Raw genomic sequence first — 26,018 nt, 5'->3', positions numbered from 1 at the left:
GGCGCGCGAAAGGTCAAGACAATGAACAAGCGTACTGTGTTTTCCACCATAGGCGACGCCTTCGCCCTGTTCGGCAGCGCCGTTGCTGCCTCGCGGGCCGTCGAAGCCGGCCGCAAGCCGCGCGCGAACGATTTGCGCCGGCTCGGCATGGACCCGACCGCTTTCGACAAGCTCGGCCGTTTCTAAATCTGAAGCGGACCACGATGCCGGGACCGTTGGTCCCGCATCGGACTATTTCCTGACGAAGGTGAGATAGGCCGGCCGCCTGCCCTCGCGAATGGCTTTTGCCTCGTAGCGTGTGCCAGGCCAGCCTTCATAGGGCCGATGCCAGTCAGCCGCGTCCTCAGCCTGCCACAGGAGCGCGCCATGCGCCCGGCAGTGCAACAAGGTCCAATTCACATAGGTATCGATGTCGGACGCGAAGCGGAATTTTCCGCCGGGCCTCAGAACACGCGCGAACCGATCGAGATTGAGCGCGCTGACAAAGCGCCGCTTCCAGTGCTTTTTCTTCGGCCAGGGATCGGGGTAGAGCAGGTCGATGCCGTCGAGCGAAGCCTGAGGCAACCAATCGAGCAGCCGCGTGGCGTCGTCATTGTGAACGCGAAGATTGGCGAGCGGCTTTTCCCGCACCGCCATCATCAGCTTGGCCATGCCGTTGACGAACGGCTCGACACCGATGAAGCCGGCCGCCGGGGCCTCCCTGGCCCGATGCAGCAGATGCTCGCCGCCGCCGAAGCCGATTTCCAGCCGAACCGTTGAAACATCCGCGGCAAACAGCGTGCGCAAGTCCGCCGGTGCATGGGCCGAGAGGTCGAGGCCATAGGCGCCAAGACCGCTTTCCAGCGCGGCCGCCTGCTGCGGGCGAATGGTCTTGCCATGCCGGCGGCCGAAGAACCCTTCGGTCGCCCGGCTCCGCCTTTCCTTTGGATCCATGGCTGGGTCGCGCGCCGCCCTCAGGCGGCGACCGCGTCCTTGAGCGCCTTGGCCAGATCGGTCTTCTCCCAGGAGAAGGACCCGTCACGGCCGGCCTTGCGGCCGAAATGGCCGTAGGACGACGTCTTGGCGTAAATCGGCTTGTTGAGGTCGAGATGCCTGCGGATGCCGGACGGCGACAGATCCATCACGGTGCGCAGCGCCTCCTCGAGCTTAGCCTCGTCGACCTTGCCGGTGCCGTGCAGGTCGACATAGACCGACAGCGGCTGGGCAACGCCGATGGCGTAGGAAAGCTGGATGGTGCAGCGATCGGCGAGCTTGGCCGCCACGACATTCTTGGCGAGGTAACGCGCCGCATAGGCAGCGGAACGGTCGACCTTGGTGGTATCCTTGCCGGAGAAAGCGCCGCCGCCATGCGGGGCCGCGCCACCATAAGTGTCGACGATGATCTTGCGGCCGGTCAGGCCAGCGTCGCCATCCGGGCCGCCGATGACGAACTTGCCGGTCGGATTGATGTACCACATGCAATCGTCGGCGATCTTGAGGTCGCCGAGCGCCTCGCGGATATAAGGTTCGACGACCTTGCGGACCTTCTTGGAATCCCAGCTCGCATCGAGATGCTGGGTCGACAGCACGATCTGCGTCGCTTCCGCCGCCTTGCCGTCGATGTAGCGGACGGTGACCTGGCTCTTGGCGTCGGGACCGAGCTTGCCGGCCTCGCCGTTGTTTTCGTGACGGGCGGCTGCGAGCAATTCGAGGATCTTGTGGCTGTAATAGATCGGCGCCGGCATCAGGTCCGGCGTTTCGCGGCAGGCATAGCCGAACATGATGCCCTGGTCGCCGGCACCTTCCTCGCCCTGGCGGTCGGCGGCGTTGTCGACGCCCTGGCCGATGTCAGGCGACTGGCCGTGCAGCAGAACCTCGATCTTTGCCGTTTTCCAGTGGAAGCCGGCCTGCTCGTAGCCGATTTCGCGGATCGCCTTGCGGGCGACCGACTTGAACTTGGCCGGATTGACGACCGGGTGGCCGGCGGAATCCATCAGGATGTTGCCAGCCTTGTCCTTCTTCAGCAGCGTCTCGGGAACCCGGACCTCGCCGGCGATGACAACACGGTTGGTGGTGGCCAGAGTCTCGCAGGCGACGCGGACTTTCCACGGGTCCATGCCGGTCTTCTTGGCCTCGCGATAGACCAGATCGACGATCTCGTCGGAGATGCGGTCGCAAACCTTGTCGGGATGACCCTCGGCAACGGATTCCGAGGTGAAGAAGTAGTTCTGCCGCGTCACGGGTGTCCCCTCTTGAAAAAACGATCGGCAGGGCTGCCGATTTTGGCGCGCCACGTGTTAACGGTGCCGGGCGCCGCTCGTCAAGCGGTGCCGCGGTTCTGGCATGAATGTCGCAGCAATATATCTTGTACCACCGGCGGCTTGGCGCCGCCGGCAGTCGAGCCCTTGAGCTACTCCGGCCAATGGGTCAATCGACGCACCGGATCAGTCGGCATCTTCGGCAGAAAGGGATTTCACCAGATCAATGATCCGGCGGCGCACCTTCACATCCGCTATCTTGACGAAGGCGCGGTTGAGCTGAAGTCCTTCCGGACTGCCGCAGAATTCGACGGCGAAAGCCATCGAAGCGTCCTCGGCAAATCCTCTGTTACCCACCGGCTCCTGCCCTGGCGCATCCTCGAAAAAGAAGGCGACAGGCACGCTGAGTATCGAGGCTATTGCCTGCAGACGGCTGGCGCCGACGCGATTCGTTCCCTTTTCATATTTTTGGATCTGCTGAAACGTAATACCGAGATTTTCACCCAGCTTTTCCTGGCTCATTCCAAGCATATTGCGCCGAAGCCGGACGCGACTTCCGACATGGATGTCGATCGGATTCGGTTTTTTCTTGTTTTCTTCTGTCATTTTTTCCTCGCCGAATTTTTCCGGCTTTTTCTATTTTTCTCGCCCAAACGAAGCCGGAGCCAACTGCCCCAACAGAAATACCAACCGACTTCGAGAAAATTAGGCGGGAACAGTATGAGTTTCTAATGTGTCGACTGTCAATTCACCCGTAGCCGTTGCCTTACGTTCAAGCCGAGGGCGATCACGGCAAACAGGAACATGATCAGCATTCCGTTAATGCGCCGTTGACCGGCGGAGATGAAGGCCTGCCCGGAGATGGGCACCCGCACGTCGATGGCGCCGCGCGCATCGACCGCCAGGGCGTCGACGATGCGTCCGCGCGTATCGACAACGGCCGAAATGCCGTTGTTGGCTGCGCGCAACAGGGGCAATCCATTTTCCACCGCACGAACCTGTGCCTGCCTGAAATGCTGATACGGCCCGGGCGTGTCGCCGAACCAGGCGTCGTTGGTGACATTCACAATAAGCTGGGATGACGTTGCGTCAACTGCCACCAGATCCGGAAAGATCACCTCGTAGCAAATAAACGGCAAGGCGCTTATGCCACCGGGCAAGACGATCGGGTGGCGCTCATTGCCGGCGGCGAAGTTCATCGGCCCGGCGACCAATTGTTCGATGCCGAAGCGGCTGAGCAGACCGGAAAACGGCAGATACTCGCCGAAGGGTACCAGATGGACCTTGTCGACGGCGTCGGCAATCTCGCCCTTGTCGTCGATCGCCACCACGGAATTGTAATAGCGACTGCCGGCATCGGCCCCCGATCCGCCCTCCTCGCGCACGACGCCGGCAATCAGCATCTGCCCGGGCTGCAGCATGTCGCCGAGCGCGGTCAGCGCATCAGGGCGCTCGGTGAACAGAAACGGCACCGAGGTCTCCGGCCACAGGATCAGCTGCGGCTTGTTATGACCTGGATCCGGTGCTGCGGCCGACAGGCCCATCATGGTGGCGAAGATGCGGTCACGCACCGAAGCGTCCCACTTCTCGCTGAGATCGACATCCGGCTGCACGATGCGGACATCGAGATTGTGCGTTGCCGGCTTGTCGGGGGCGGCCAGCCTGAAATAGCCGAAGCCGACATGGGCGGCGACGAGAACGGCAAGCAATACCAGTCCGAGGCGCAGATGCCGGCGCGCGGCGAGCAGAGCCGGCATGGCAAAGACAAAGACCGCCAGCGCGTTCATGCCGATCATGCCGGTCACCGACACGCTCTGCATCAACAGCGGTACCGGCATCGCCGCATAGCCGACGGCATTCCAGGGAAAGCCGGTGAACAGGAAGCCTCGCAGCCATTCGGTCAGGCCAAAAGCAAAGGCAAGAGCGGCGATGCGGCCGATGTCGTTGGTCCATAACAGCCGGGCGACGACCGCGGCGAATCCGTAGAAAAACGCCAGCGCCAAGGGAATGCCGACGACCGCGAAGGGCAAGGCCCAGGCGAAGCTGTCGGCCTCGACCAGAAGCGCCTCGCCTATCCACCACAGGCCGGCGAGGAAATAGCCGAAGCCGAACCACCAGCCGATGGCAAAGGCCGGCCGCAGGCGCCTGAGCCAGCTGTCGGAAGCCTCGCCGGTGGCGCCGTCGAGCAGCCAGACCAGCAGCGGAAACGAGACGAAACAGACGGCGAAGAAATCGTAAGGAGCCTGGGCGAGAACCGCCAAAGCCCCGGCGAGAAACGCTACCAGCGCGCGCCGCCAGCCCCAAAGCAGAATTATCCGGCCGGCAAGGCGCTGCATGCAGACTTCCCAAGTCGTGCGAATCAAGAGCCAAGATTTATCAGATTTATTGAAATGCGACTCGCTGCGAACCGGCCAATCACTGCGTTACCGGTGCCAGCCGTCGATGCTGAAGCCGCTCAGCTGCTCGGCCTCTTCGCGCGAAACGGCACGCAAGGTCTGGGTGAAGGTCCAGACATGGCCTTCGGGATCGCGCGCCCGGTATTGCCGCTCGCCGTAGAAATGGTCGGCAGGCGCCTCGACTATCTCGGCTCCGGCCGCCCTCGCCCGTTCGCAATGCGCGTCCAGGCCGTCTTTCAGGCGCACACAAACCGACTGGGTGTTCTTGCCGCCGACGGTTGCCGGGCTGGCGACGTGATCGGCCCATTCGGAATCGACGATGATGTAGCCGTCGCCGAAACGCATTTCGGCATGGACCAGCCGTCCGTCGGCGTCGCTGACCACCATGCTCGGTTCGAAACCGAAAGCGGCTTCAAGCCAGATCAGTGCAGCCCTTGGATCCCTATAGAAAACCCCGGAACCGAACGTGGTGTGCTTGAACGGGTCTTCGACCGTCATGCGGCGCGAATCAGGCCTGCTCGGTGCGAGCGGTGGCGCGGCGGCGGCGCTCGCCTTTCTGGTTCTGGACGATGCGCACGCGCTTGACGCGGCGCGGATCGGCGTCGAGCACGTGGAACTCGAAGCCGGGTATCGCCTGGACCACTTCGCCACGCGCCGGCACGCGGCCCAGCGTGTTGAAGATCATGCCGCCAATGGTGTCGACATATTCGCCATGTTCGCCGGCGGTAAAGTCCTCGCCGATCATCTTGGCGACCTCGTCGATCTCAGCCTTGCCGTCGACGACGAAGACGCCCTCGCCGGTCTGGGTGATCAGCGGCTCATCTTCGTCATGTTCATCCTCGATGTCGCCGACGACCATTTCGACGATGTCTTCCAGCGAGGCCAGGCCATCCGTGCCGCCATATTCATCGATGACCAGCGCCATCTGGGTGCGCGTTGTCTGCATGCGACCCATCAAGTCGGAGGCAAGCATGGAGGGCGGCACGAACAGTACCGGGCGGATCAGATTGAGGTCGCCGATGGTGCGGCCAAGATCGACCTGGGCGAGGTCGAGAAGCGTCGTTGCCGGCGTCTTCCTCGATGTCCTGCCCTTCTTGACGCGGGCGACCTTGGTGATGTGCGCCAGCACGTCACGGATGTGAACCATGCCGCGCGGGTCGTCGAGAGTCTCGGAATAGACCGGCATGCGCGAATGGCCGGATTGCTCGAACAGGCCGAGCAGATCGCCCAAAGTCGTGGTGATCTCGACCGCCTCGATGTCGGCGCGCGGCACCATGACGTCCTCGACGCGCACTTCGCGCAGGCGCAGTATGTTGTTGAGCATGGCGCGTTCGCCGGGCGAAAAAGACTCGGCATCGCTTGTCGTTTCGGCAAGCGCGCCGGCGATTTCCTCGCGCAGGCTGGTGCCGTTGCGCTGCCGGAACAGGCCCAAAACGCGCTCGAACAGAGACGGACCGGCAGGCGATGGCTCGCTGGCAATGCTACCAGAAGCGGGGCCGCCGGTGATGGTACTCGGACTCGATCCCTCTTCCGTCGTATCGGAAGGCTTGGTCGCACTGCCAGCCTCGGGGCGGGCGGCAGTTTCTGGTTTGTCGTTCATCGTCGTCCGGTCAATTGGTCTTTTGTCATTACGTGTAGGGATCGGGAATGGCAAGCCTTGCAAGCGCCGCGCGCTCGATAGCTTCCATCTCCTCGGCCTCTGCATCAGTCTCGTGATCGTAGCCCAGCAAATGCAGCAGGCCGTGGATAACGAGATGGGTGATATGGTTCTCGAAGGGCTTCTCTTCCAGGGCCGCTTCGCGCGCGACCGTCTCGGCAGCGAGCACGATATCACCCAGCATCGGCGGCAACTTGCCGCCCTTGGGGAGCGGAAAAGCCGGGAAAGACAAGACGTTGGTGGCTTTGTCCTTGCCGCGCCAGCCGGCATTGAGGGTGCGGATATGGGCATCGTCGGAAAAGACGATGCTGAGTTCGGAGTGGCCGGCAGCGGCGGTTTCGGCAAAGGCAGCCGACACGGCGCGGTCGACCAGAAGCGCCAGCGCCTCCTCGCCGGGCCAATCGCCGGCCTCGACCACCAGATCGATCTCGACGGGGATCGAACTGTCCCCGCCGCCGGTTTTTATGTCTTCAGGCATGAGCCCGCATCGTCACATCAGCTCTCGGCGCCGAGGCCGCGCGACAGCTTGGCGTCGCGGTCATAGGCCCTGACAATTTCCGCCACCAGCGGATGGCGCACGACGTCGACATCGTTGAAGCGCACGGTTACCGCGCCGGCCACACCGTCAAGGACACGCAAGGCTTCAACCAGGCCGGATTTGGTGCTTGGGGGCAGATCAATCTGCGTCGGATCGCCGGTGACGATCATGCGCGAATTCTCGCCGAGGCGGGTCAGAAACATCTTCATCTGCATCGGCGTGGTGTTCTGCGCCTCGTCGAGGATGACGGCGGCATGCGCCAGCGTGCGGCCGCGCATGAAGGCGAGCGGCGCGATTTCGATCACCTCGGCGGCAATGGCGCGTTCGACCTTGTCCGCCGGCATCATGTCGTACAGCGCATCATAAAGCGGCCGCAGATATGGATCGACCTTTTCCTTCATGTCGCCGGGCAGGAAGCCCAGCCGCTCGCCGGCCTCGACCGCCGGTCGCGACAGGATGATGCGCTCGACCATGCCGCGTTCGAGCAGCATCGCCGCATGCGCCACCGCCAGGTAGGTCTTGCCGGTGCCGGCCGGACCGATGCCGAACACCAGTTCCGAGCGCTCCAGCGCCCGCATATAGGCGTCCTGGTTGAGCGAACGGGCATAGATGGTCTTCTTGCGGGTGGATATCTGGGCGGCCGAGACCTTGCCCTTGCGCTCCAGCGTCGGCAGCGTCAGCTGGTCGTCGGCGGCAACCGCCATGCGCACGGCGCCGTCCACGTCGGACTGGCCGATATCGGTGCCTTTCTGGAGAATGCCATAGAGATTGTCGAGCGCGCGGCGCGCCTGCTCGGCCGCCGAGGCCGAACCCTTGATGGTCAACTGGTTGCCACGCGAGCGGATGTCGACGCCGAGCTTCTGCTCGAGCCGGGCCAGGTTCTCGTCAAACTGGCCGTACAGGGCGCTGGCAAGCTTGTTGTTGTCGAAAGTCAGAACGATGTGCGCCATGTCAGAGGCCCCGGATGTCTGGTTCTGGGGCAGAGTCTTCACTTCAGCAGCGCTCAACCGTCTCTCCTCATCTGCCGAGGCCATCAGGCCAATTCGGCGAACAGGCTATTGTAGCCCGTCTTCGTGATTCGCACCCGGATAATGTCACCGATTTCGCCGGCCTTTTCATCAACAATAACCGGCTGCAGCCAAGGCGAACGGCCGACCTTCTGGCCAGCCTGACGGCCGGGCTTCTCGATCAGCGTATCGATGGTGCTGCCGACCAGGCTCAGGCCGAAATCCTGCTGCTGTTTAAGCAGCAGCGCCTGCAGTCGCTGCAAGCGCTCGTCCTTGACCGCTTCGGGCACGTGATCGGGCATATCGGCGCCCGGCGTGCCGGGGCGCGGCGAATATTTGAACGAAAAGGCCGAGGCGTAGTTGACCTGGCGCACCAGTTCCATTGTCGCCTCGAAATCGGCGTCGGTCTCGCCGGGAAAGCCGACGATGAAGTCGCCGGACAGCGCGATATCGCCGCGGGCGGCGCGGATGCGCTCGAGCAGCGCCAGATAGTCGCTTGCCGTATGCCTGCGGTTCATCGCCTTGAGGATGCGGTCGGAGCCCGACTGCACCGGCAGATGCAGATAGGGCATCAGCGCCGGCAGGTCGCGGTGGGCGGCCATCAGTTCGTCGTCCATGTCGCGCGGATGGCTGGTGGTGTAGCGCAGCCGCGCCAGGCCGGGGATCTCTGCCAGCCGGAACAGCAGGCGGCCCAGGCCCCATTCCGCACCGTCTTCGCCCTTGCCGTGCCAGGCGTTGACGTTCTGGCCAAGCAGCGTCACCTCGCGCACGCCAGCCTCGGCCAAGCGCTCGGCTTCGGCGACGATCTGCGCCACCGGCCGCGACACTTCCGAGCCCCTGGTGTAGGGCACGACGCAGAAGGTGCAGAATTTGTCGCAGCCTTCCTGAACGGTGAGGAAGGCGGTGACGCCGCGCTTGATGACTTCGGCACGCTTCGGCTGCGGCAGGTGCTCGAACTTGTCCTCGATGGCGTATTCGGTCTCGACGATCTTCTCGCCGCCGCGCACCCGCGCCAGCACGTCGGGCAGCCGGTGATAGGTCTGCGGGCCGATGACCAGGTCGACGGCGGGCGAGCGGCGGATGATCTCAGCGCCTTCGGCCTGCGCGACGCAGCCGGCGACGCCGATCAGCATTTCGCGCCCTGCTGCGGTGCGTTCGGCCTTCATGTCGCGAATGCGGCCGAGTTCGGAATAAACCTTTTCCGCCGCCTTTTCCCTGATGTGGCAGGTGTTGAGCAGCACCAGGTCGGCCTCGGCGATGGCGTCGGTCGCGGTATAGCCGTCGGCGGCCAGCGCATCGGTCATGCGCTGGGAATCATAGACATTCATCTGGCAGCCATAGGTCTTGACGAAGACCTTTTTGGCCGGGGCGGACGCCATGACCTTGCTTTCGGCGGCAATGTCGGCGTCGTTCCGCTCTATCGTGTTCAAATCCATCCGGCGGCTTCTAACGCCTTTCCGTGACAAAAAACAGACGATTCTCGAGATGCGCCGATAGGCGCACTGCCTGTGCTAGCGGCTCGGGAGGGGGTCGGCGAGTGCCGCCTGCATCATCGCGCGCACCTGGCTTTCCATCAGCCTCGATGTCTCCTTGCGGTTCGAGCCCTTGGAAAAGACGATTGGCTCGCCGAAATGCACTTCGACGTCGAGCGCGCCCTCAGCCATCAGCACCTTGAGATGCGGCATCAGGTCCTGGTCGCCGATCCAGGCGGCGATCGACCTGTGACGGCGGCCGAGCGGCACGCCGTGCACCCGCGTATAGGCGATCGCCAGCGGCTGGATGAAGACCTGTTCGGCGGCACCTTCCGAAATCGCCATCGAGGCGGCGCCAAACAGTGTGCTCTTGAACGGCAGGATAGTGTTGCCATCGCCAGTCGAGCCCTCGGCAAACAGAACCATGGCGTCGCCCTTGGCCATGCGGCTAGCGATCTCGCTGGCCTGGTCGCCCGCCGTGCGCTTGCGCTCACGCTCGATGAAGACTGTGCGTTGCAGCTTCGACAGCCAGCCTATCAGCGGCCACCCCTCCATGTCCGCCCTGGCGATGAACGTCACATCGGCAAAAGAGCCGAGCACCATGATGTCGGTCCAGGAGATGTGGTTCGAGGCGACCAGCAGCGGGCGCTGGCTGGACAAATTGCCTTTGACATGGATGCGGAGACCGAGCGTGCGGACGATGAGCCTGTGCCATACCTTCAGAATGACAGTTTCGCGCCAGATGCCGGTCTTCATCGACAGCAGTTGCAGCGGCACAAGGACCAGCGAGCCGACAACAACGAGGCTCAGCGCCAGGAAAATCCTGATTTTTCCGATCATGCGCCTGACCTTATCCCGCGTTCTGCGCTAGCGGAGATCGCGGCGCATGACAAGCGCGCCGGTCGGGCCATGCTCGGTCGAGCGGTAATAGTTGGCGCGGTGGCCGACCTGGCGGAACCCAAGCCGCCGGTAGAGGGCGATCGCAGCGACATTGGTCTCGTCGACTTCGAGGAAGAGCGCCTCGGCGCGCTGCGCGTGCAGTTCGCGCAGCACCGCGTCCATCAACTGCCAGCCGAGGCCCTGGCGGCGATGCGAGCGCGCCACCGCCACGGTCAGGATCTCGCCTTCGCCGGCAGCAAGCCTGGCCAGCACGAAGCCGACCGGCGGCTTGGCGCCCTGGCCGATCTCACGCGCGGCATAGCCGAACACGGTGTCCTGCTCGAGCAGCGCGGCGAACTCGCCATCGGTCCACGGCCGGACGAAATCCTCGCGATGCAGCACCGAGACCGCTGGGCTGTCGGCGATGGTCAGCGGTTCGAGCGCATAGTCCCTGCGGCGCGGCTGGAGGAAGGGAATGCGCATTACTTTTCCTGCCGCGATAGAATGAAACCCGCCTGCGGTTTGGCGTCGGCGCCGCGCAGATAAAGCGGTTTCGGCTTGTCGCCCTCGCCTTTTGCCGCTGCCAGCCGGGCATAGATCGCAATGTCGGCGGTGGCTGATATCGGGCCGATGTCGAAGGTCCGCCCGACCACCGCAGCGATCTGCAAAGCGGCCGTGCCGGCAAGCACCGGAAGATTATCAGCCGCCATTCCCGCGGCTTGCGCAAGTGTGGTCACCGCCGGACCATAGCGCAAAATCGCATCCGCATCGTAAAACGCGGCGTGGATCTCCTCGCGGCCGGCGTCGAGCGCGGCCAGGACCGGGCGGCCGGGGAACGCCGCGCTTGCTTCTGCCGCCAACGCTTCCAGCGTCGTCACGCCGATCGCCGGGATTTTCAGCGCCAGCGCCAGGCCGCGCGCCGCCGACACGCCGACACGCAGGCCGGTAAAGGAGCCCGGACCGATGGAGACCGCAACGGCGCCAAGGCCGGCGTAGTCTGTACCGCCGGCCTTCAGCGCTTCGTCGATGACGGCCATCAGGTGTTCGGCATGGCCCTTGCCGAGATCGCGTACCGAGCGGCCGAGCTCCTTGCCGGCCGCCGCGTCATAGACGCAGGCGGCGCAGAGATTGGCGGCACAGTCGATGGCAAGCAGTTTCATGGGCGACCGGTTCGAAAAACAGTCTCCCTCTGCCCGCCATGGCGCGCCGCCGCAAGAGCCAGCGTGTAAATTGTTAAGCGGCTTCGCTTCGGCGTAGGCCGGACGGCTTACGCCGCCGGCGCGATGCGCAGCATGTGGTTGTCCCAGACATAATCGGGCTCGGAGCGCGTCGTGCCGCTGCCTTCGATGATTTCGCCAGCACCTGTCGTCGCCATGAAGCCCGGCCCGTCGGGTGCCAGGCCGCAGACCTCGACCAGCACCTTGGTGGCGACGATCTTGCCGCTGGCGACATCGATCACGGCCAGCGAATTGCCTTCCGGCGACGACACCGCGACCGTTCCGGCAACCGGATTGGCCGCGACCGAGCCGATATAGTTCTTGAAGCCGGACAGCACGTCCTGCGGCATGTCGATCAGCTGCAAGTTCTTGCCACGGGCAGCGCGGCCGACCAGCAACGGACGGTCGGTGCCTGGACCACGATACTGGCAGCCGAACCAGATGGTGCCGGACGCATCGGCATCCATGTGGCGGATCGACAGTTGGTGCAGGGAAGCCGGCAGTTCGTGTTTTTCGATGAGGTCGCCGGTGATGCAGTCGACCAGCACATAAGACGGCTTCATCGTCGCGATGTTGAGTTCGGCGCGGCCATAGTCCGGATGGGTCTCGATGCCGCCATTGGCGATGGCGACCGTCCTGCCGTCGCCAAGCAGCAGAAGCTCGTGCGGCCCCATGCCATAGGTCGGGAACTCGCCGATGCGGCTGAATTTGGCGCGTGCGTCGTAGATTCCGACGACGCCGGCGGCATTGTCGAAATTATTTTCGGTGGCGTAGAGCAGCGCCCCATCGGCAGAGAACACGCCATGGCCGAAGAAATGGCGGCCGGTGATGCTGGCAATGGTCTGCGGTGCTTCTCGGCCGGTATGGTCGAAGACCACGGCGAAGGTGCCGGGTTGCCTGGCGAAGACCACCGAGCGCTTCGATACCGGATCGAAGGTGACGTCGTGGCCGCGGTCGGGCAGGTCGATCGCATGCAGTAGTTTGCCGGCTTCCGACAGCACAGCCGCGCCAAAACTGCCGTCGCGCTTGACGAAGGCGGTGGCAAAGACCGTATCCGTGCTGAGCGTTTCCGCCCAGGCCCGAGGCGCCATAGCCGCTATGAAGCCAGCGCCGGCGGCCTTCAGAAAATCGCGGCGATCGATCAATGGCGTCCTCATGATCAGTCTCCGTCGAGCGAGGAGAAGCCGGCGGTCAGGCCAAATTCGGCCGTCAACCTGGTGCCGATCAAGCCTGACAGGCTGGAGGTGATCAGCGCGAAATGCTCGAGCTTCTCGCGCTCAACCGGATCGGCCAGCGCCTTGTCGATCGGGCCTTGAACTGACCTGGCGGTGGCGATGCCGTTGACCAGCTGGATATGGATCGATTCCGCCATCCAGCGTGCATCCCCCGGCAGCGCGTCGCCGAGTTTCGAGGCCTCAAACAGCGTGTCGATGCCGGAGAGATTGCCGGCTAATGACAGGCCGGTGTTCTGCGAGCGCCAGAAGATCGCCTGCCTAGGCTTGTCTGCATCCGGCTTGGCGCCGAGGAAGCCTTTGAGGCGCACGTCGCGGACCATTTCCAGTTCGTTGATGAAGACGCCGACCAGTTCGGTCACCGCTTCGGTGCCGTCGCGATAGAGCGCGTTGTCGGGTCCCGGATTGGCCCACAGGGCCGCAAAGCCGTCCGGCTTTTTCCAGGCTGCGTCGACGTCGGCGGCCATCGTCTCGATATTCTTGGCAATCGCCGCGCCGTAGGCGCAGCGGTACGGATCGTCCTTGCCGGCGAGCGCCTCGGAGCCATCGCCATAGAGCACGAACTCCAGCGCCCCTAACCCCTGCATGGCGACGCTCTTGCCTGCCAGCTGCGTTGGGTCGCTGGCGGTCGGGTCCCTGGCGGCCAGAGCGGCCTGCACCTGCTTCAGGCCGATGCTCTTGCGGTCCGGCCAGTAGAGCATGCGCTCCAGCCGGTTGTTCTCCTTGATCGGCCCGAAGCCGATGATTTCGGCTGACGACCAGGCTGCGACCGTGGCCGAGAATTCGGCATGCGCGGCGTCGAGATTGCCCTGTGATGGCGCCTGACAAAGCGCGTCCATGGCCTTGGCCAGGCTACCGGTATGGTCATGCAGGCCGGCATAGGCGGGACGGACAAAGCCGTCGATCGCGCGCTGGATGACGTCGGAGGCTTTCACCGAGGCCGATGCCGGGGAGGACATGGCCAGCGCCAGCGCGAGGGCAGGCAAAAAGCGCTTCAACATCAGAGTGACTCCAGGAATTTGATGAGAGCATCGCGGTCGGCCGCATCGGTAGCGGCAAAGCGGTCGCGCGCCTTCTGCCCCTCGCCGCCGTGCCAGAGGATAGCTTCGGTAAGCGTACGCGCACGCCCGTCATGCAGGAAGAAGCTGTTGCCGTTGACCGTCTTGGTGAGCCCGATGCCCCAGAGCGGCGGTGTGCGCCATTCGCTGCCCATAGCCTCGCCAACGACCTGGCCATCGGCGAGACCGGGACCCATGTCGTGTAGCAGGAAGTCGGAATAAGGCCAGACCAGCTGGAACGCTTGAGCTTTGTTGGGCGTGCCGCGCATGGTGACGAATTTCGGTGTGTGGCAGGAGATGCAGCCCATGTCGTAGAACAGTTTCTTGCCGGCGAGCACGGCGGGATCGCCGACATCGCGCCGCGCCGGCACGGCAAGGTTCTGCGAATAGAAAGTGACAAGGTCCATCACCGGCGACGGCGCCTCGACAGTACCGAGCCGCTTCTGGACGCCGTCCGGCATGGCGAGGCAGGCCTTTTCGGCCGTGGTGCAATCGCCCCAATGGTTGGGCTCTTCCGGCGTCGAAATGCCGATATCGCCGTCAAAGGCATCCGCCGCCTGCTGGCGGATCGAGGCGGTTTGCGCCTTCCAGCCGAAGCGGCCGAGTGTCAGTTCGTCGCTGCTGACGTCGCGTACGATGTTGGGTTTGCCGGAAATGCCGTCGCCATCGCGGTCGTCCGGATCGGCGTGGGCAAGAATATCGGCCGGTGCGATCTGTTCGATCAGGCCAAGGCCGATCATCGGCGGCGTCAGCCGCGGCGACACTGTGGTGTGCGGGTCGAGCGGGCCGTAGCCAAGACCATCGATGGCATAACTCGGTTTGCGCAGCGAAACGACGGTGCCGTCGCCAAGCGCAACCTTTTCATCGCCATAGTCGACACGCATGCGGCCTTCGCCCTTGAGGCCAGGAACCGCCAGTTCCTGCAATTGCGTGCCGTAGACAGGGTCGGGGAAGTTCAACACATTGTGCCCGGCGATCTCGGCCTTTTCCTCCGCTGTGCTGGCATCGCGCGCCAGCCGCAGGAACATCGAGGTGGTGCGGCTGTCGGCTGACGGCGGACGGCCGCGGCCGTCCTTCAAATGGCAATTCTGGCAGGCACGCTCGTTGAACAGCGGCCCGAGACCATCCGAGGCCTGGGTCGAGGACGGCGACGACACCCAGTTCTTGCGAAAAAGCGCATTGCCGAGCTTGAAATTGCCCTCTTCCTCGAAGGTGATGTTTTCAGAGGGTTGCGAGAAGGCGTCGCGGTCGACCTGCTTGCGCGAGGTGCCGGCGCCGCCTTGCATCGTTTCGAAGGCTTCCGGTTTGGAGAAATCGGCGGTCGGCCTGGTGACGGCAATGACGCGGGCCTGATCCTTCGGCGTCAGGTCGGTGCGGCTGGTGGCGAGGCCGGCCGGGTCCACTGCACCAGCCAGCGCCGGGGCCGAAACAATCGCAAGGATGGCAATCGAAAGCCCGCGAAACGGCTGGTATCGCGGGTTTTTGAGGAGCGGCAGGCCGTTAGCCCGCCGCAAGCGGCGCGGAAAATCTAGGAGGCGCCGCATTCCCGCATGGTCCTATTCCGCCTCATCCGCCGATGCGGCGTTGAGCTGGCCGTATTTTTCCTCGCCGATCGAGGCCAGCAGGTCGAGTTGCGTCTCGAGGAAGTCGATATGACCTTCCTCGTCGGCCAGCAATTCCTCGAACAGCTTCATCGTCACGTAGTCGCCTGCTTCTTCACAGATCTCGCGCGAACGCTTGTAGGCGGTGCGCGCGTCATATTCGCCGGCAAGATCGGATTCGAGCACTTCCTTGACATTCTGGCCGATGCGCAAAGGCGCTACGGACTGCAGATTGGGGTGGCCTTCGAGGAAGATGATACGGGCCACCAGCCGATCGGCATGGTGCATTTCCTCGATCGATTCGGCGCGTTCCTTCTTTGCCAGCTTGGCGTATCCCCAGTCCTCCAGCAGACGGAAATGCACCCAGTACTGATTGACGGCGCCGAGCTCGAGGAAAAGAGCTTCGTTAAGCCGCTCTATGATCTGCTTTTCGCCTTTCATGGGTTCTGCTCCCGTATTGGACGCGCAGGCCTCTGACGCGATCCAGATGTGAAACGATGTCGCCGCTCGCCTCCGAGCGGGCGTGGTAATTTTCGGTAACCCGAATGATCGTTTCGACCACATTTGGGAAGCAGCCGCAACAGCGACCGCGCTTTTGCATCGTGTGATAGACTTTCGCCGGGACGATGAGCTGCCAGGGATCCTGGTCCAGCAGATCGACGATCGTCTGCTCAATCTCCTTTTCGGTGATGATATTGCAATGGCAGATCAGCATGGATTGGCTCTGGCTGACGGCGCCTCCTCCGCGCCGCTTGGCTGGTGGTTGGTTGGGGTGTTACTTGAACACCTTCTCCGGTGCATCAAGGCTGTCGGAACCCTCAAAAGCAATGTCGTTGAGCTTCAAGGCACCAACGGCGCGTTCGATCGACTTGGTCTGGTCGACCAGCGCGTCGATTGCCGCCTGCACCGTGGCGTTGCCTTCGGTGTTGCCCTCGGCGATCTGCTGGTCATAGGCCTCGCCGGCCACAGCCCGCGCCTTGATCGCCTCCATCTTGGCGACCGAGACGTCGAGCTTGTCGGACAGTTCCTTGTCGATCGCCGGATCGGCCGCCTTGACCATATCGTGCACCGACGGGCCCGAAACGACGGTGCCGTCGAGGCGGGTGTAGCTGGCGAGATAGGCGGCGCGGATGCCGATCGCGTCATGGAGATGCGAGTTGTAGGTGTTGTCGGAGAAGCAGTCGTGCTCCTCTTCCGGATCGTGCAGCAGCAGGCCGAGTTTCATGCGCTCGCCGGCCAGTTCGCCGTAGGACAGCGAGCCCATGCCGGTGAAGATCACCGAAATGGCGGTGTTCGGCTGGCCGTCGAGGAGGTTCTTGCGGGCGGCGCCGTCTTCCTTCCAGTTGCCGACCATCTCCTGCAGGTCAGAGACCAGCAGGTCGCTGGCCGACTTCAGATACTGCGCGCGGCGGTCGCAATTGCCGCCGGTGCAGTTCTTGAGGTCATAGTCGGTATAGGGCCGCTCGCCGGCGCCCGGGCCGGTGCCGTGCAGATCCTGGCCCCAGAGCAGGAATTCGATGGCATGATAGCCGGTCGCAACATTGGCTTCGATGCCGCCGGCTTCCTGCAGCGTGCCGGAGAGGAACTCCGGCGTCAGGTTCGAGGCGTCAACCTTCTTGCCTTCGATCTCGATTTCCTTGTTGGCGATCACATTGGCGGTGTAGAGCGCGTTGGCATCGGACTCGGTGCCATAGCTCTTGGCGACATAATCGATCAGGCCTTCGTCCAGCGGCCAGGAGTTCACCTTGCCTTCCCAGTCGTCGACGATCTTGTTGCCGAAGCGATATACCTCGGTCTGCTGGTAAGGCACGCGCGACGCCTTCCAGGCATCGCGGGCGGCGTTGAGCGTGTCGGCCGATGGATTGGCGAGCAGCGCGTCGACTGCCTTGTCGAGCGCCTGCGCGGTGGTCAGCGAATCCTCGTACTTGGCCAGCGCGATGTCGGAATAGGTTTTGATGACCGCCTTGGCGTCGGTCTCCGCCGCCTTGGCCGGCAGGATGAAAACCGCCGCCGTCAACATTGCCGTGACACCGATCGCAGCCAGCCTGCCGCCATATCGTGCTGTCATCATCATTCTCCAGTTCAAAGGGAATTCGGTAAAAGGCGCGCGTGCCAAACGGTGCCAGGACACAGGCATGCCATAGGTCACAACGGATGCCGCGCCGTTGCGCGGCTCACGGTAGAAAGACACCAAATGCCTCCAATCGAACGGGTTCAAGGCCCAAACATCAAAGGGATGCGCTGACGCGCGAGCCTCCATAAAACGATGGCGGCGCTGGAAGTCAACTGGCGAACCCCAGAAAATTCAATTGAAACAACAGTTTAGAATTATTCTAAACTAGGACTATCAACTTTAAACCGTATCCCCAGCAGCCGTGGTGAGAGACACCGAGATTGACAGACGACCATTCCGGGTGCGACCCGGACCCGGGCTCTTGCGACGGCGGCAGACAATCGCCATCTGGCGGAACAGCTCACAATCAGAGAGCATGATGTCGTCCGCAAACCGCTTCACACTTTTCGGCATCATGCTCCAGATTTGAAACAGGAATTCGGGTTGCGATGAAGAACGGTGTCGTCATTGTCGGTGCGGGTCATGCGGGCGTGCAAGCGGCCGCCAGCCTGCGCGAGGAAGGCTATGACGGACCGGTCGTGCTGATCGGCGACGAAAACGAGCTGCCCTACCACAAGCCGCCTTTGTCGAAGACCTTCATCAAGGATGCCGAGGCCAAGGCGCAGCCATTGCGCGGCGAGGCTTTTTACACCGGCAGCACCATCGACTTCAGGCCGGGCATCCGTATCGACCGCATCGATACGGCAGACCGCAGGCTGGACATAGCGGGCGGCGGCGCGCTTGCCTTCGACCGCCTTATCCTGGCCACCGGTTCGCGGCCGCGGCTTCTGCCGCTGCCGGGCGGGGACCTCTCGGGCGTGCTGTCGCTGCGCTCGATCGCCGATGCGCGGCTGATCCGCGAGCTCAGTGCGCAGAGCGACGATGTCGTCATCCTCGGCGGCGGCTTCATCGGACTGGAGATCGCGGCGACGCTGAGGGCCGCCGGCCGCAACGTCACCGTGGTCGAAGCCGTCGACCGGCTGCTCGGCCGCGCCGTGGCGCCGGTGGTGGCGAGCCATGTCCGCCTGCGGCTGGAGGCGCTGGGCGTGCGCATCCTCACCGGCACCACCATTGCCAGGCTGGAGGGCGAAAACGGCCATGTCTCGGCCGCCATCACTTCCACCGGCGAAAGGCTGCCGGCACGCATGGTCATTGTCGGCATCGGCGCGGTGCCGAATGTCGAACTGGCGCAGGCCGCCGGGCTGACTGTCGCCAATGGCATCCGCGTCGACCAGCAGATGCGCAGCTCGGTGCCTGACATCCTCGCCATCGGCGACGCCGCTTCCTACCGCCACTGGTCGACCGGCGGCGACGTTCGGCTGGAATCGGTGCAGAACGCCACCGACCAGGCCCGGCTTGCCGCGCGCACCATAACCGGCCACGCCGACAGCTATTCGGCCGTGCCTTGGTTCTGGTCGGACATCGGCGACATGAAGTTGCAGATGGTCGGGCTGACGTCAGGCGGCGACAGCCATGTCGTGCTGGGCGATCTCGCCGACAACAAATTCTCGATCTACCACTATGCCGGAAGCCGGTTGCTCGGCATCGAATCGGTCAATCGCCCCGGCGACCATATGCTCGGCCGCAAGATGCTCGGCGCCGGCTTCTCGCCGACGCCGCAGACGGTAGCGGAAGGCCCTGATGGGCTGAAGGCGGCGCTGGCCGCCTTCCAGCAGGACGAGCCGGCCAGAGCTGCCGGCTAGCCCAATGTCTATCGACTAAGCAGCGCAGACTTCGCGGATCGAGCTTTCAAGAATGTCGAGCGCCTCGTTCATGACATTGTCCTGGATCGTGATCGGGGCCAGGAAGCGGATGACGTTGCCGTAGACGCCGCAGGTCAGCAGGATCAGGCCCTTGTCGAGCGCCTTCAGCCGAATGGCGTTGGCGATCTCAGCCGACGGCAGGCCTTTCTTGACGTCGTTGAATTCGACCGCGTTCATGAAGCCGAGGCCCCTTATATCGACAATCTCGGGCACGTCGTCACGGATCGCCTGCAGCCGTTGCTTCAGCCGGGCGCCCAGCGTGTTGGCGCGGTCGCAGAGCTTTTCGTCCTCGATCACGTCGAGCACGGCATGTGCTGCAGCGACACCGATCGGGCTGCCGCCATAGGTGCCGCCGAGGCCGCCGGGGCCGGGCGCATCCATGATTTCGGCGCGGCCGGTGACCGCCGCCAGCGGGAAGCCGCCGGCCAGGCTCTTGGCCATGGTGGTGATGTCGGCCGCAACCTCGTGATGGTCCATGGCGAACATCTTGCCGGTGCGGGCAAAGCCGGTCTGCACCTCGTCGGCAATCAACAGCATGCCGTGCTGGTCGCAGAGCTTGCGCAGCGCGGTCAGGAACTCGCGCGGCGCGTCGTAAAAGCCGCCCTCGCCCTGGACCGGCTCGATGATGATGGCGGCGACGCGGGCCGGATCGACATCGGCCTTGAACAGTCTGTCGAGTGCCGCCAGCGAATCCGCGACCGACACGCCGTGTAGCGGCACCGGGAACGGCGCATGGTAGACGTCGCCCGGCATGGCGCCGAAACCGACCTTGTAGGGCACGACCTTGCCGGTCAGCGCCATGCCCATGAAGGTGCGGCCGTGGAAGCCGCCGGCAAAGGCGATGACGGCCTGGCGGCCGGTGGCGTTGCGGGCGATCTTGATGGCGTTCTCGACCGCCTCGGCGCCGGTGGTGACGAAGATGGTTTTCTTCTCGAACTTGCCGGGCAGCATGGCGTTCAGCCGTTCGGCCAGCCTGACATAGCTCTCATAGGGCACCACCTGGTGGCAGGTATGGGTGAAGCGGTCGAGCTGCGCCTTGACCGCCTCGATCACCTTGGGGTGGCGATGGCCCGTGTTGACGACGGCGATGCCGGAGGAGAAATCGATGTAGCGGCGGCCTTCGACGTCCCATATCTCCGAATTCTCAGCGCGGTCGGCATAGATCTGCGTCGTCATGCCGACGCCGCGCGAAATCGACTGGTTCTTGCGTTCGGAAATGGCTGCGTTCTTCATGGTCATCCCTCGCCGGGCTGGCGCCCGCTCTTGCTTGACAGGTCTCAAGCCTGTTCTGGCCTTATTTCACGTTTTCCTCAAGTCGGCACCGTCGCCCGGCGATTGGGCCTGCCGTCGGTGCGCGGCACGTCGACAGGTCCTAACCCGCTGACCGATACGCGTACGAGATCGGTTTCCTTTTCCTTGGGATCGATTATCCTCCCGATGTCTGTGACAGCTCACCCATCATGAGCGTGCCGGATCGGTGAGGGACCCATGAGCAGGAACGCGACATCGTCCGCCCCGCAGCCCCCGGCCTCAGCCCTTTTTTCGTTTTCTCCGATCCTCCTCGCCTGTGCGATCGCGCTGTTCATTCTAGCCGGCTGCCAGAAGCAGGAGGCGGCGGCCAAGAAACTGCCGATCATGGTGCGCACCAAGACGGTGGCCATGGCCGATTATGCGCCGCGGACCTCGCTGACCGGAGTGATCGCGGCGCGCACGCTGAACAATCTGTCCTTCCGTGTCGGTGGTCGCGTCGCCGAACGGCTCGTCGATGTCGGCCAGCATGTCGACAAGGACGCCGTGCTTGCCCGCATCGATCCGCAAGAACAGGAATCCGATTTGCGCTCGGCGCAGGCCGATCTCGATGCCGCTCAGGCGCAACTGACCCAGGCGGCCGCCACCTTCGAACGGCAGAAAACCCTGCTTGCCCAGGGTTTTACCACCAGGCGGGACTATGATGCGGCCGACCAGGCGCAGAAGGTGGCGCAAGGCAGTGTCGATCAGGCGCAGAGCGCGCTTTCCAACGCCAGGGAGAACCTGTCCTTCACCGAGCTCAAGGCGGGCGCTGCCGGCGTCATCACCGCTCGGCAGGTCGAAGCCGGGCAAGTGGTGCAGGCGGCACAGACGGTCTTCACCGTCGCCGAGGACGGTGACCGCGATGCGGTGTTCAATGTCCAGGAAACGCTGGTCGCCAAAACGGCGCCATCGCCCTCGGTGACGATCACGCTGCTGGCCGACCCGCAGGTGAAGGCCTTGGGCAAGGTGCGCGAAGTCTCCCCGGCGGTCGATCCGGCTTCGGCGTCGGTCCGGGTCAAGGTCGGCATTGCCGACACGCCGGAAGGCATGCCGCTCGGCGCCACCGTCATCGGCTCGGTCAACGCCAGACCGGCGAAAGCCGTCATCCTGCCCTGGCAGGCGCTGACCTCGATCGAGGGCAAGCCGGCTGTCTGGATTATCGATCCCTCGACCAAGGCGGTGGCGACAGCCTTGGTCAATGTGCTGGCCTTCGATTCCGGCGTGGTCGTCGTCGACAAGGGGCTGGAGGCCGGACAAAGCGTCGTCACCGCCGGTGGCCAGTTGCTCAGCCCCGGACAGGCGGTCGAGGTATCGGGAGCAGCACAATGAGGCGGCTGCGTATCCTGCCTTTTGTACCTGCCCTGGTTGCACTGGCGACACTCACTGCCTGTTCGAAGTCGCAGGAAAAGCCGCCAGAGATCATCCGGCCGGTGCTGTCGATGGTGATCAAGCCGCAGACGACGCGGACCTTCGGCTTCGCCGGCTCCATCGAGCCGCAGGTCAGCGCCGACCTCGCCTTCCGCCTGCTCGGCCGCGTCGTCTCGCGCGACGTCAAGGTCGGCGATATCGTCAGCAAGGGCACGACGATCGCCACGCTCGACCCGACGGCGCTCGAGCTTGCCGTACAGGCGGCAAAGGCCGAACTCTCCAATGCCGAGGCGCAATTCGCCAACGCCGCCGCCAGCGAGGACCGCCAGCGCCAGTTGCTCGCCGCGGCCAACACCTCGCAGGCCGTCTTCGATGCCGCGCAGCAGGCCAGGCAAGCGGCCGAAGCCAACGTCGAGCGGGCCAAGGCAGCGCTTGCCAAATCGCAGGAGCAGCTTGGCTATGCCAGGCTGTTCTCGGACTTCGACGGCGTCGTCACCGCCACCGGCGCCGAGGTCGGCCAGACGGTTTCGGCCGGCCAGACCATCGTCACCGTGGCGCGCTCGGATTTGCGCGAAGCGGTGGTCGACATTCCCGACCAATTGATCGGCGATCTGGCTGTCGGCACGTCGTTCGAGGTCATCCTGCAATCGCTGCCGTCGATCCAGACCGAGGCCACGCTGCGCGAGATCGCGCCGCAAGCCGATAGTTCGACCCGCAGCCGCCGCGTCAAGCTGACGCTCACCGATCCGCCGCAAGCCTTCCGGCTCGGCTCGACGGTGACGGCGACACGGGTGGCTAAGGTGGCGCCGACGATCGAGCTGCCGCTGTCGGCGCTGCTGCAGAAGAATGGCGGCGACAAGGTCTGGATCGTCGATGAAAAGACGTCGAGCGTCTCGACGCGCGACATCAAGATCGCTTCGAAGGGCGCCGCCAGCTTCATCGTCGCCGAAGGACTTGAGGCCGGGATGCGCGTCGTCACCGCGGGCGTCCACAGCCTGGTGGACGGCCAGAAGGTGAAAATACCGGAGGGTGGGGTCTGATGAAGGGCTTCAATCTCTCCGACTGGGCGCTCAGCCACCGTTCGCTGGTTTGGTATTTCATGCTGGTCTTCGTGGTGGCCGGCATCTTCTCCTACCTCAATCTCGGCCGCGAGGAAGATCCGAACTTCACCATCAAGACCATGATCGTCCAGGCCAATTGGCCGGGTGCCTCGGTCAACGAGACGGTGCGGCAGGTCACCGACCGCATCGAAAAGAAGCTCGAGGAACTGGACAGCCTCGACTTCACCCGCTCGGTCACCACCGCGGGCAAGACCGTCATCTTCGTCAACCTGAAGGACACCACCAAGGCGCGCGATGTCGTGTCGAACTGGACCCAGGTGCGCAACATGGTCAACGACATAGCGCCCCAATTTCCGCAAGGCGTGCAGGGGCCGTTCTTCAACGATCGCTTCGGCGACGTCTTCGGCAATATCTACGCCTTCACCTCCGACGGGCTGACGCCGCGCCAGTTGCGCGACTATGTCGAGGATGTCAGGACCCAGATCCTGACTGTGCCCAATGCCGGCAAGGTCGATCTGGTCGGCGCCCAGGACGAAGCCATCTATCTCGAATTCTCGACCCGCCAGATCGCAGCCCTCGGCCTCAACCAGCAAGCGATCGTGGCTAGCCTGCAAGCCCAGAACGCTATCACGCCGTCGGGCGTCGTCGAATCCGGACCCGAGCGCGTCAGCGTGCGGGTCGGCGGCCAGTTCACCTCCGAGGAAAGCCTGCGCGGCATCAATCTGCGCGTCAACGACCGCTTCTTCCGGCTGAGCGATGTGGCAACGATCCGGCGCGGCTATGAAGACCCGCCGACGGCACTGTTCCGCTTCAACGGCCAGGATGCGATCGGGCTCGCCATCGGCATGAAGCCCAATGCCAACCTGCTCGAATTCGGCGCCGCCCTCGAGAAGAAAATGGACGAGGTGCTGGCCGACCTGCCGGTCGGCGTCGGCGTGCATCTGGTCGCCGACCAGCCGGTGATCGTGGAGGAAGCCGTTTCGGGCTTTACCCGGGCGCTGGCCGAGGCGGTCGCCATCGTGCTTGCCGTGTCCTTCATCAGCCTCGGCATGCGCGCCGGCTTCGTCGTGGCGCTGTCGATCCCGCTGGTGCTGGCCATCACCTTTACGGTCATGGCCTATCTCGGCATTTCGCTGCAGCGCATTTCGCTGGGCGCGCTGATCATCGCGCTCGGCCTATTGGTCGACGACGCCATGATTGCGGTCGAGATGATGGTGGCGCGGCTGGAGGTCGGCGACAATCTGCGCAAGGCGGCGACCTATGTCTACACATCGACCGCCTTCCCGATGCTGACCGGCACGCTGGTGACGGTCGCCGGCTTCATCCCGATCGGCCTCAACAACAGCGCCGCCGGCGAATACACGTTTACGCTGTTCGTCGTCATTGCGGTCTCGCTCCTGGTGTCCTGGATCGTGGCGGTGCTGTTCGCGCCGCTGCTCGGCGTCACCATCCTGCCGGCGACGATGAAGCAACATCATGAAAAGCCCGGACGCTTCACCAGCCTGTTCCGGCGCGTTCTCGTGGGCTCGGTGCGACACCACTGGCTGACCATCTTCGTCACGGTGTTGTTGTTTGCCGGCTCGATAGCCGGCTTCGGCCTTGTCCAGCAGCAGTTCTTTCCGCCTTCGGACCGGCCGGAATTGATCGTCGACTGGAACCTGCCACAGAACTCGTCGGTCACCGAGACGCGCGACCAGATCGAGCGCTTCGAAGGCCGGGCGCTGGCCGGCAATCCCGACGTCGACCATTTCTCGTCCTATATCGGCCAGGGCGCGGTGCGCTTCCTGCTCGCCTTCGACGTGCAGCCGGCCAATCCCTATTTCGGCCAGACCGTCATCGTCACCAAGAGCATCGAGGCGCGCAACCGGCTGAAGCCGGTGCTGGAGAAACTGCTGCGCGAGGAGTTCGTCGGCACCGATGCCTTCGTCAAGCCGCTCGAACTCGGGCCGCCGGTCGGGCGCCCGGTGCAATACCGCGTCGGCGGACCCGACATCCAGAAGGTGCGCGACCTGGCGCAGCAATTTGCCGGCCTGATCTCGGTCAATACGAAGCTGGCGGCGCCGACTTTCGACTGGAATGAGCCGCAGCGTGTGTTGAGGGTCGATGTGCTGCAGGACAAGGCGCGCCAGCTCGGCATCACCTCCTCCGACATCGCCAGCGCGCTGAACAGCACGGTCGGCGGCGCCACCATCACCCAGGTGCGCGACGCCACCTACCTGATCAACGTCATCGCTCGCTCGCGCGAGGCAGAACGCGGCTCGATCGACACGTTGCAGAACATGCAGCTGCCGACCGGCAATGGCGAGGCGATCCCGCTCGCAGCGGTGGCGAACTTCCGCTACGACCTCGAACAGCCGACGGTGTGGCGGCGCAACCGCATTCCGACCATTACCGTGCGCGCCGGCCTGGTCGGCGATGTGCTGCCGGCAACCGTCGTCAACGAATTGAAGCCGTCGGTCGACGCCTTCATCGCCAAGCTGCCGCCGGGCTACTCGGTCGCAACCGCCGGCTCGGTCGAGGAAAGCGTCAAAAGCCAGGGACCGATCGCCGCCGTGGTGCCGCTGATGCTGTTCGTCATGGCGACCATCCTGATGATCCAGCTGCAGAGCTTCCAGCGCCTGTTCCTGGTGGTGGCGGTTGCGCCGCTCGGGCTGATCGGCGTGGTAGCGGCCCTGGTGCCGAGCGGCGCGCCGCTCGGCTTCGTTGCCATTCTCGGCGTGCTGGCGCTGATCGGCATCCTGATCCGCAACTCGGTCATCCTGATTGTGCAGATCGAGGATTTGGTCGCTGAGGGCAAGGACCGCTGGGAAGCGGTGATCGAGGCCACCGAGCACCGCATGCGCCCGATCGCGCTGACGGCGGCGGCGGCGAGCCTGGCGCTGATCCCGATCGCGCGCGAAGTGTTCTGGGGGCCGATGGCCTATGCCATGATGGGCGGCATCATCGCCGGCACGGCGATTACGCTGCTGTTCCTGCCGGCGCTCTATGTGACGTGGTTCCGGATCAAGGAGCCAAAGGCGGAGGCAGACAACGCCGTGGTGGAAAGCGCTGCTGTTGCGGAGACGTAAGGCAAGGTCGCGTTCCTTCGCACCCCCCTCTGTCCTGCCGGACATCTCCCCCACGAGGGGG

Annotated in this window: 24 protein-coding genes; 5 read left to right on the top strand and 19 right to left on the bottom strand. The window is 64.0% G+C overall.

What is annotated here, in order from left to right:
• The first annotated feature begins 21 nt into the window (after window positions 1–21).
• Window positions 22–186 carry a hypothetical protein gene (locus tag JQK88_RS06700; RefSeq protein ID WP_192249967.1) on the top strand — a complete coding sequence of 55 codons (165 nt, stop codon included), beginning with the start codon at window positions 22–24 and terminating at the stop codon, window positions 184–186.
• 45 nt (window positions 187–231) lie between these two features.
• On the opposite strand, the gene trmB is transcribed toward JQK88_RS06700, so the two are convergent.
• The 18 genes from trmB to JQK88_RS06610 all read right to left on the bottom strand — a co-directional run bounded on the left by trmB (window position 232) and on the right by JQK88_RS06610 (window position 17,362).
• On the bottom strand, window positions 232–933 hold the full coding sequence (gene trmB, locus JQK88_RS06695; protein WP_192249964.1) for a tRNA (guanine(46)-N(7))-methyltransferase TrmB: 702 nt from the start codon (window positions 931–933) through the stop codon (window positions 232–234).
• A gap of 20 nt (window positions 934–953) precedes the next feature.
• Window positions 954–2,219 carry a methionine adenosyltransferase gene (gene metK / locus JQK88_RS06690; RefSeq protein ID WP_192249961.1) on the bottom strand — a complete coding sequence of 422 codons (1,266 nt, stop codon included), beginning with the start codon at window positions 2,217–2,219 and terminating at the stop codon, window positions 954–956.
• 204 nt (window positions 2,220–2,423) lie between these two features.
• A complete protein-coding gene (locus JQK88_RS06685) occupies window positions 2,424–2,843 on the bottom strand; it encodes a helix-turn-helix domain-containing protein (RefSeq protein ID WP_192249958.1) in 420 nt (139 codons plus the stop codon).
• A 137-nt stretch (window positions 2,844–2,980) separates the two neighbouring features.
• On the bottom strand, window positions 2,981–4,573 hold the full coding sequence (gene lnt, locus JQK88_RS06680; protein WP_192249956.1) for an apolipoprotein N-acyltransferase: 1,593 nt from the start codon (window positions 4,571–4,573) through the stop codon (window positions 2,981–2,983).
• A gap of 87 nt (window positions 4,574–4,660) precedes the next feature.
• Window positions 4,661–5,131, bottom strand: coding sequence for a VOC family protein (locus JQK88_RS06675; protein ID WP_192249940.1), 471 nt, complete (start codon window positions 5,129–5,131; stop codon window positions 4,661–4,663).
• Between the two features lie 10 nt (window positions 5,132–5,141).
• Window positions 5,142–6,233, bottom strand: a complete 1,092-nt coding sequence (locus tag JQK88_RS06670; protein ID WP_192249937.1) for a hemolysin family protein — start codon at window positions 6,231–6,233, stop codon at window positions 5,142–5,144.
• Between the two features lie 28 nt (window positions 6,234–6,261).
• Window positions 6,262–6,768, bottom strand: a complete 507-nt coding sequence (ybeY, locus tag JQK88_RS06665; RefSeq protein WP_192249934.1) for an rRNA maturation RNase YbeY — start codon at window positions 6,766–6,768, stop codon at window positions 6,262–6,264.
• A gap of 17 nt (window positions 6,769–6,785) precedes the next feature.
• Entirely contained in the window at window positions 6,786–7,778 is a 993-nt protein-coding gene (locus JQK88_RS06660; RefSeq protein ID WP_376740374.1) for a PhoH family protein, read from the bottom strand.
• A gap of 83 nt (window positions 7,779–7,861) precedes the next feature.
• Window positions 7,862–9,214 (bottom strand): tRNA (N6-isopentenyl adenosine(37)-C2)-methylthiotransferase MiaB, encoded by a 1,353-nt coding sequence (gene miaB, locus JQK88_RS06655; RefSeq protein ID WP_246501502.1) that lies wholly within the window; start codon window positions 9,212–9,214, stop codon window positions 7,862–7,864.
• Between the two features lie 132 nt (window positions 9,215–9,346).
• Window positions 9,347–10,147, bottom strand: coding sequence for a lyso-ornithine lipid O-acyltransferase (gene olsA, locus JQK88_RS06650; RefSeq protein ID WP_192249927.1), 801 nt, complete (start codon window positions 10,145–10,147; stop codon window positions 9,347–9,349).
• 27 nt (window positions 10,148–10,174) lie between these two features.
• Entirely contained in the window at window positions 10,175–10,669 is a 495-nt protein-coding gene (gene rimI, locus JQK88_RS06645; RefSeq protein WP_192249924.1) for a ribosomal protein S18-alanine N-acetyltransferase, read from the bottom strand.
• A complete protein-coding gene (gene tsaB, locus JQK88_RS06640) occupies window positions 10,669–11,346 on the bottom strand; it encodes a tRNA (adenosine(37)-N6)-threonylcarbamoyltransferase complex dimerization subunit type 1 TsaB (protein ID WP_192249921.1) in 678 nt (225 codons plus the stop codon). Before tsaB ends, rimI begins: the two co-directional genes overlap by 1 nt.
• A gap of 107 nt (window positions 11,347–11,453) precedes the next feature.
• On the bottom strand, window positions 11,454–12,560 hold the full coding sequence (locus JQK88_RS06635; protein WP_203277807.1) for a DUF1513 domain-containing protein: 1,107 nt from the start codon (window positions 12,558–12,560) through the stop codon (window positions 11,454–11,456).
• 2 nt (window positions 12,561–12,562) lie between these two features.
• Complete coding sequence (locus JQK88_RS06630; RefSeq protein ID WP_192249915.1) at window positions 12,563–13,636, bottom strand: imelysin family protein; 1,074 nt, start codon at window positions 13,634–13,636, stop codon at window positions 12,563–12,565.
• Entirely contained in the window at window positions 13,636–15,237 is a 1,602-nt protein-coding gene (locus JQK88_RS06625; RefSeq protein WP_203277806.1) for a di-heme oxidoreductase family protein, read from the bottom strand. The genes JQK88_RS06630 and JQK88_RS06625 overlap by 1 nt, the downstream gene beginning before the upstream one ends.
• A gap of 12 nt (window positions 15,238–15,249) precedes the next feature.
• Window positions 15,250–15,735, bottom strand: a complete 486-nt coding sequence (gene bfr / locus JQK88_RS06620; protein ID WP_142868533.1) for a bacterioferritin — start codon at window positions 15,733–15,735, stop codon at window positions 15,250–15,252.
• Window positions 15,701–16,009 carry a (2Fe-2S)-binding protein gene (locus JQK88_RS06615; RefSeq protein ID WP_112566456.1) on the bottom strand — a complete coding sequence of 103 codons (309 nt, stop codon included), beginning with the start codon at window positions 16,007–16,009 and terminating at the stop codon, window positions 15,701–15,703. Before JQK88_RS06615 ends, bfr begins: the two co-directional genes overlap by 35 nt.
• Before the next feature lie 60 nt (window positions 16,010–16,069).
• Window positions 16,070–17,362 carry an imelysin family protein gene (locus JQK88_RS06610; RefSeq protein ID WP_203277805.1) on the bottom strand — a complete coding sequence of 431 codons (1,293 nt, stop codon included), beginning with the start codon at window positions 17,360–17,362 and terminating at the stop codon, window positions 16,070–16,072.
• Window positions 17,363–17,856: 494 nt separating this feature from the next.
• On the opposite strand from JQK88_RS06610, the gene JQK88_RS06605 reads away from it, so the two are divergent.
• Complete coding sequence (locus JQK88_RS06605) at window positions 17,857–19,110, top strand: NAD(P)/FAD-dependent oxidoreductase (protein ID WP_203277804.1); 1,254 nt, start codon at window positions 17,857–17,859, stop codon at window positions 19,108–19,110.
• 15 nt (window positions 19,111–19,125) lie between these two features.
• Here the strand turns inward: JQK88_RS06605 and JQK88_RS06600 are convergent, their stop codons facing one another.
• Entirely contained in the window at window positions 19,126–20,403 is a 1,278-nt protein-coding gene (locus JQK88_RS06600) for a 4-aminobutyrate--2-oxoglutarate transaminase (RefSeq protein WP_142868528.1), read from the bottom strand.
• A 255-nt stretch (window positions 20,404–20,658) separates the two neighbouring features.
• Between JQK88_RS06600 and JQK88_RS06595 the strand changes: the two genes are divergently transcribed.
• From JQK88_RS06595 to JQK88_RS06585, 3 genes are read left to right on the top strand one after another with little or no spacing between them, the layout of a single operon-like run.
• Complete coding sequence (locus JQK88_RS06595) at window positions 20,659–21,789, top strand: efflux RND transporter periplasmic adaptor subunit (RefSeq protein WP_203277803.1); 1,131 nt, start codon at window positions 20,659–20,661, stop codon at window positions 21,787–21,789.
• The gene (locus JQK88_RS06590) at window positions 21,786–22,868 is read left to right on the top strand and encodes an efflux RND transporter periplasmic adaptor subunit (RefSeq protein ID WP_203277802.1); all 1,083 of its coding nucleotides are present in this window, start codon (window positions 21,786–21,788) and stop codon (window positions 22,866–22,868) included. Before JQK88_RS06595 ends, JQK88_RS06590 begins: the two co-directional genes overlap by 4 nt.
• Window positions 22,868–25,957, top strand: a complete 3,090-nt coding sequence (locus tag JQK88_RS06585; protein ID WP_281434851.1) for an efflux RND transporter permease subunit — start codon at window positions 22,868–22,870, stop codon at window positions 25,955–25,957. The genes JQK88_RS06590 and JQK88_RS06585 overlap by 1 nt, the downstream gene beginning before the upstream one ends.
• The last annotated feature ends 61 nt before the right edge of the window (window positions 25,958–26,018 follow it).

It is taken from the genome of Mesorhizobium caraganae (assembly GCF_016836705.1).
GTDB classification, from domain to species: Bacteria; Pseudomonadota; Alphaproteobacteria; order Rhizobiales; family Rhizobiaceae; genus Mesorhizobium; species Mesorhizobium caraganae.
Note: the sequence above shows the minus strand (reverse complement) of the source record. Positions and strands in the feature narration are given on the sequence as shown.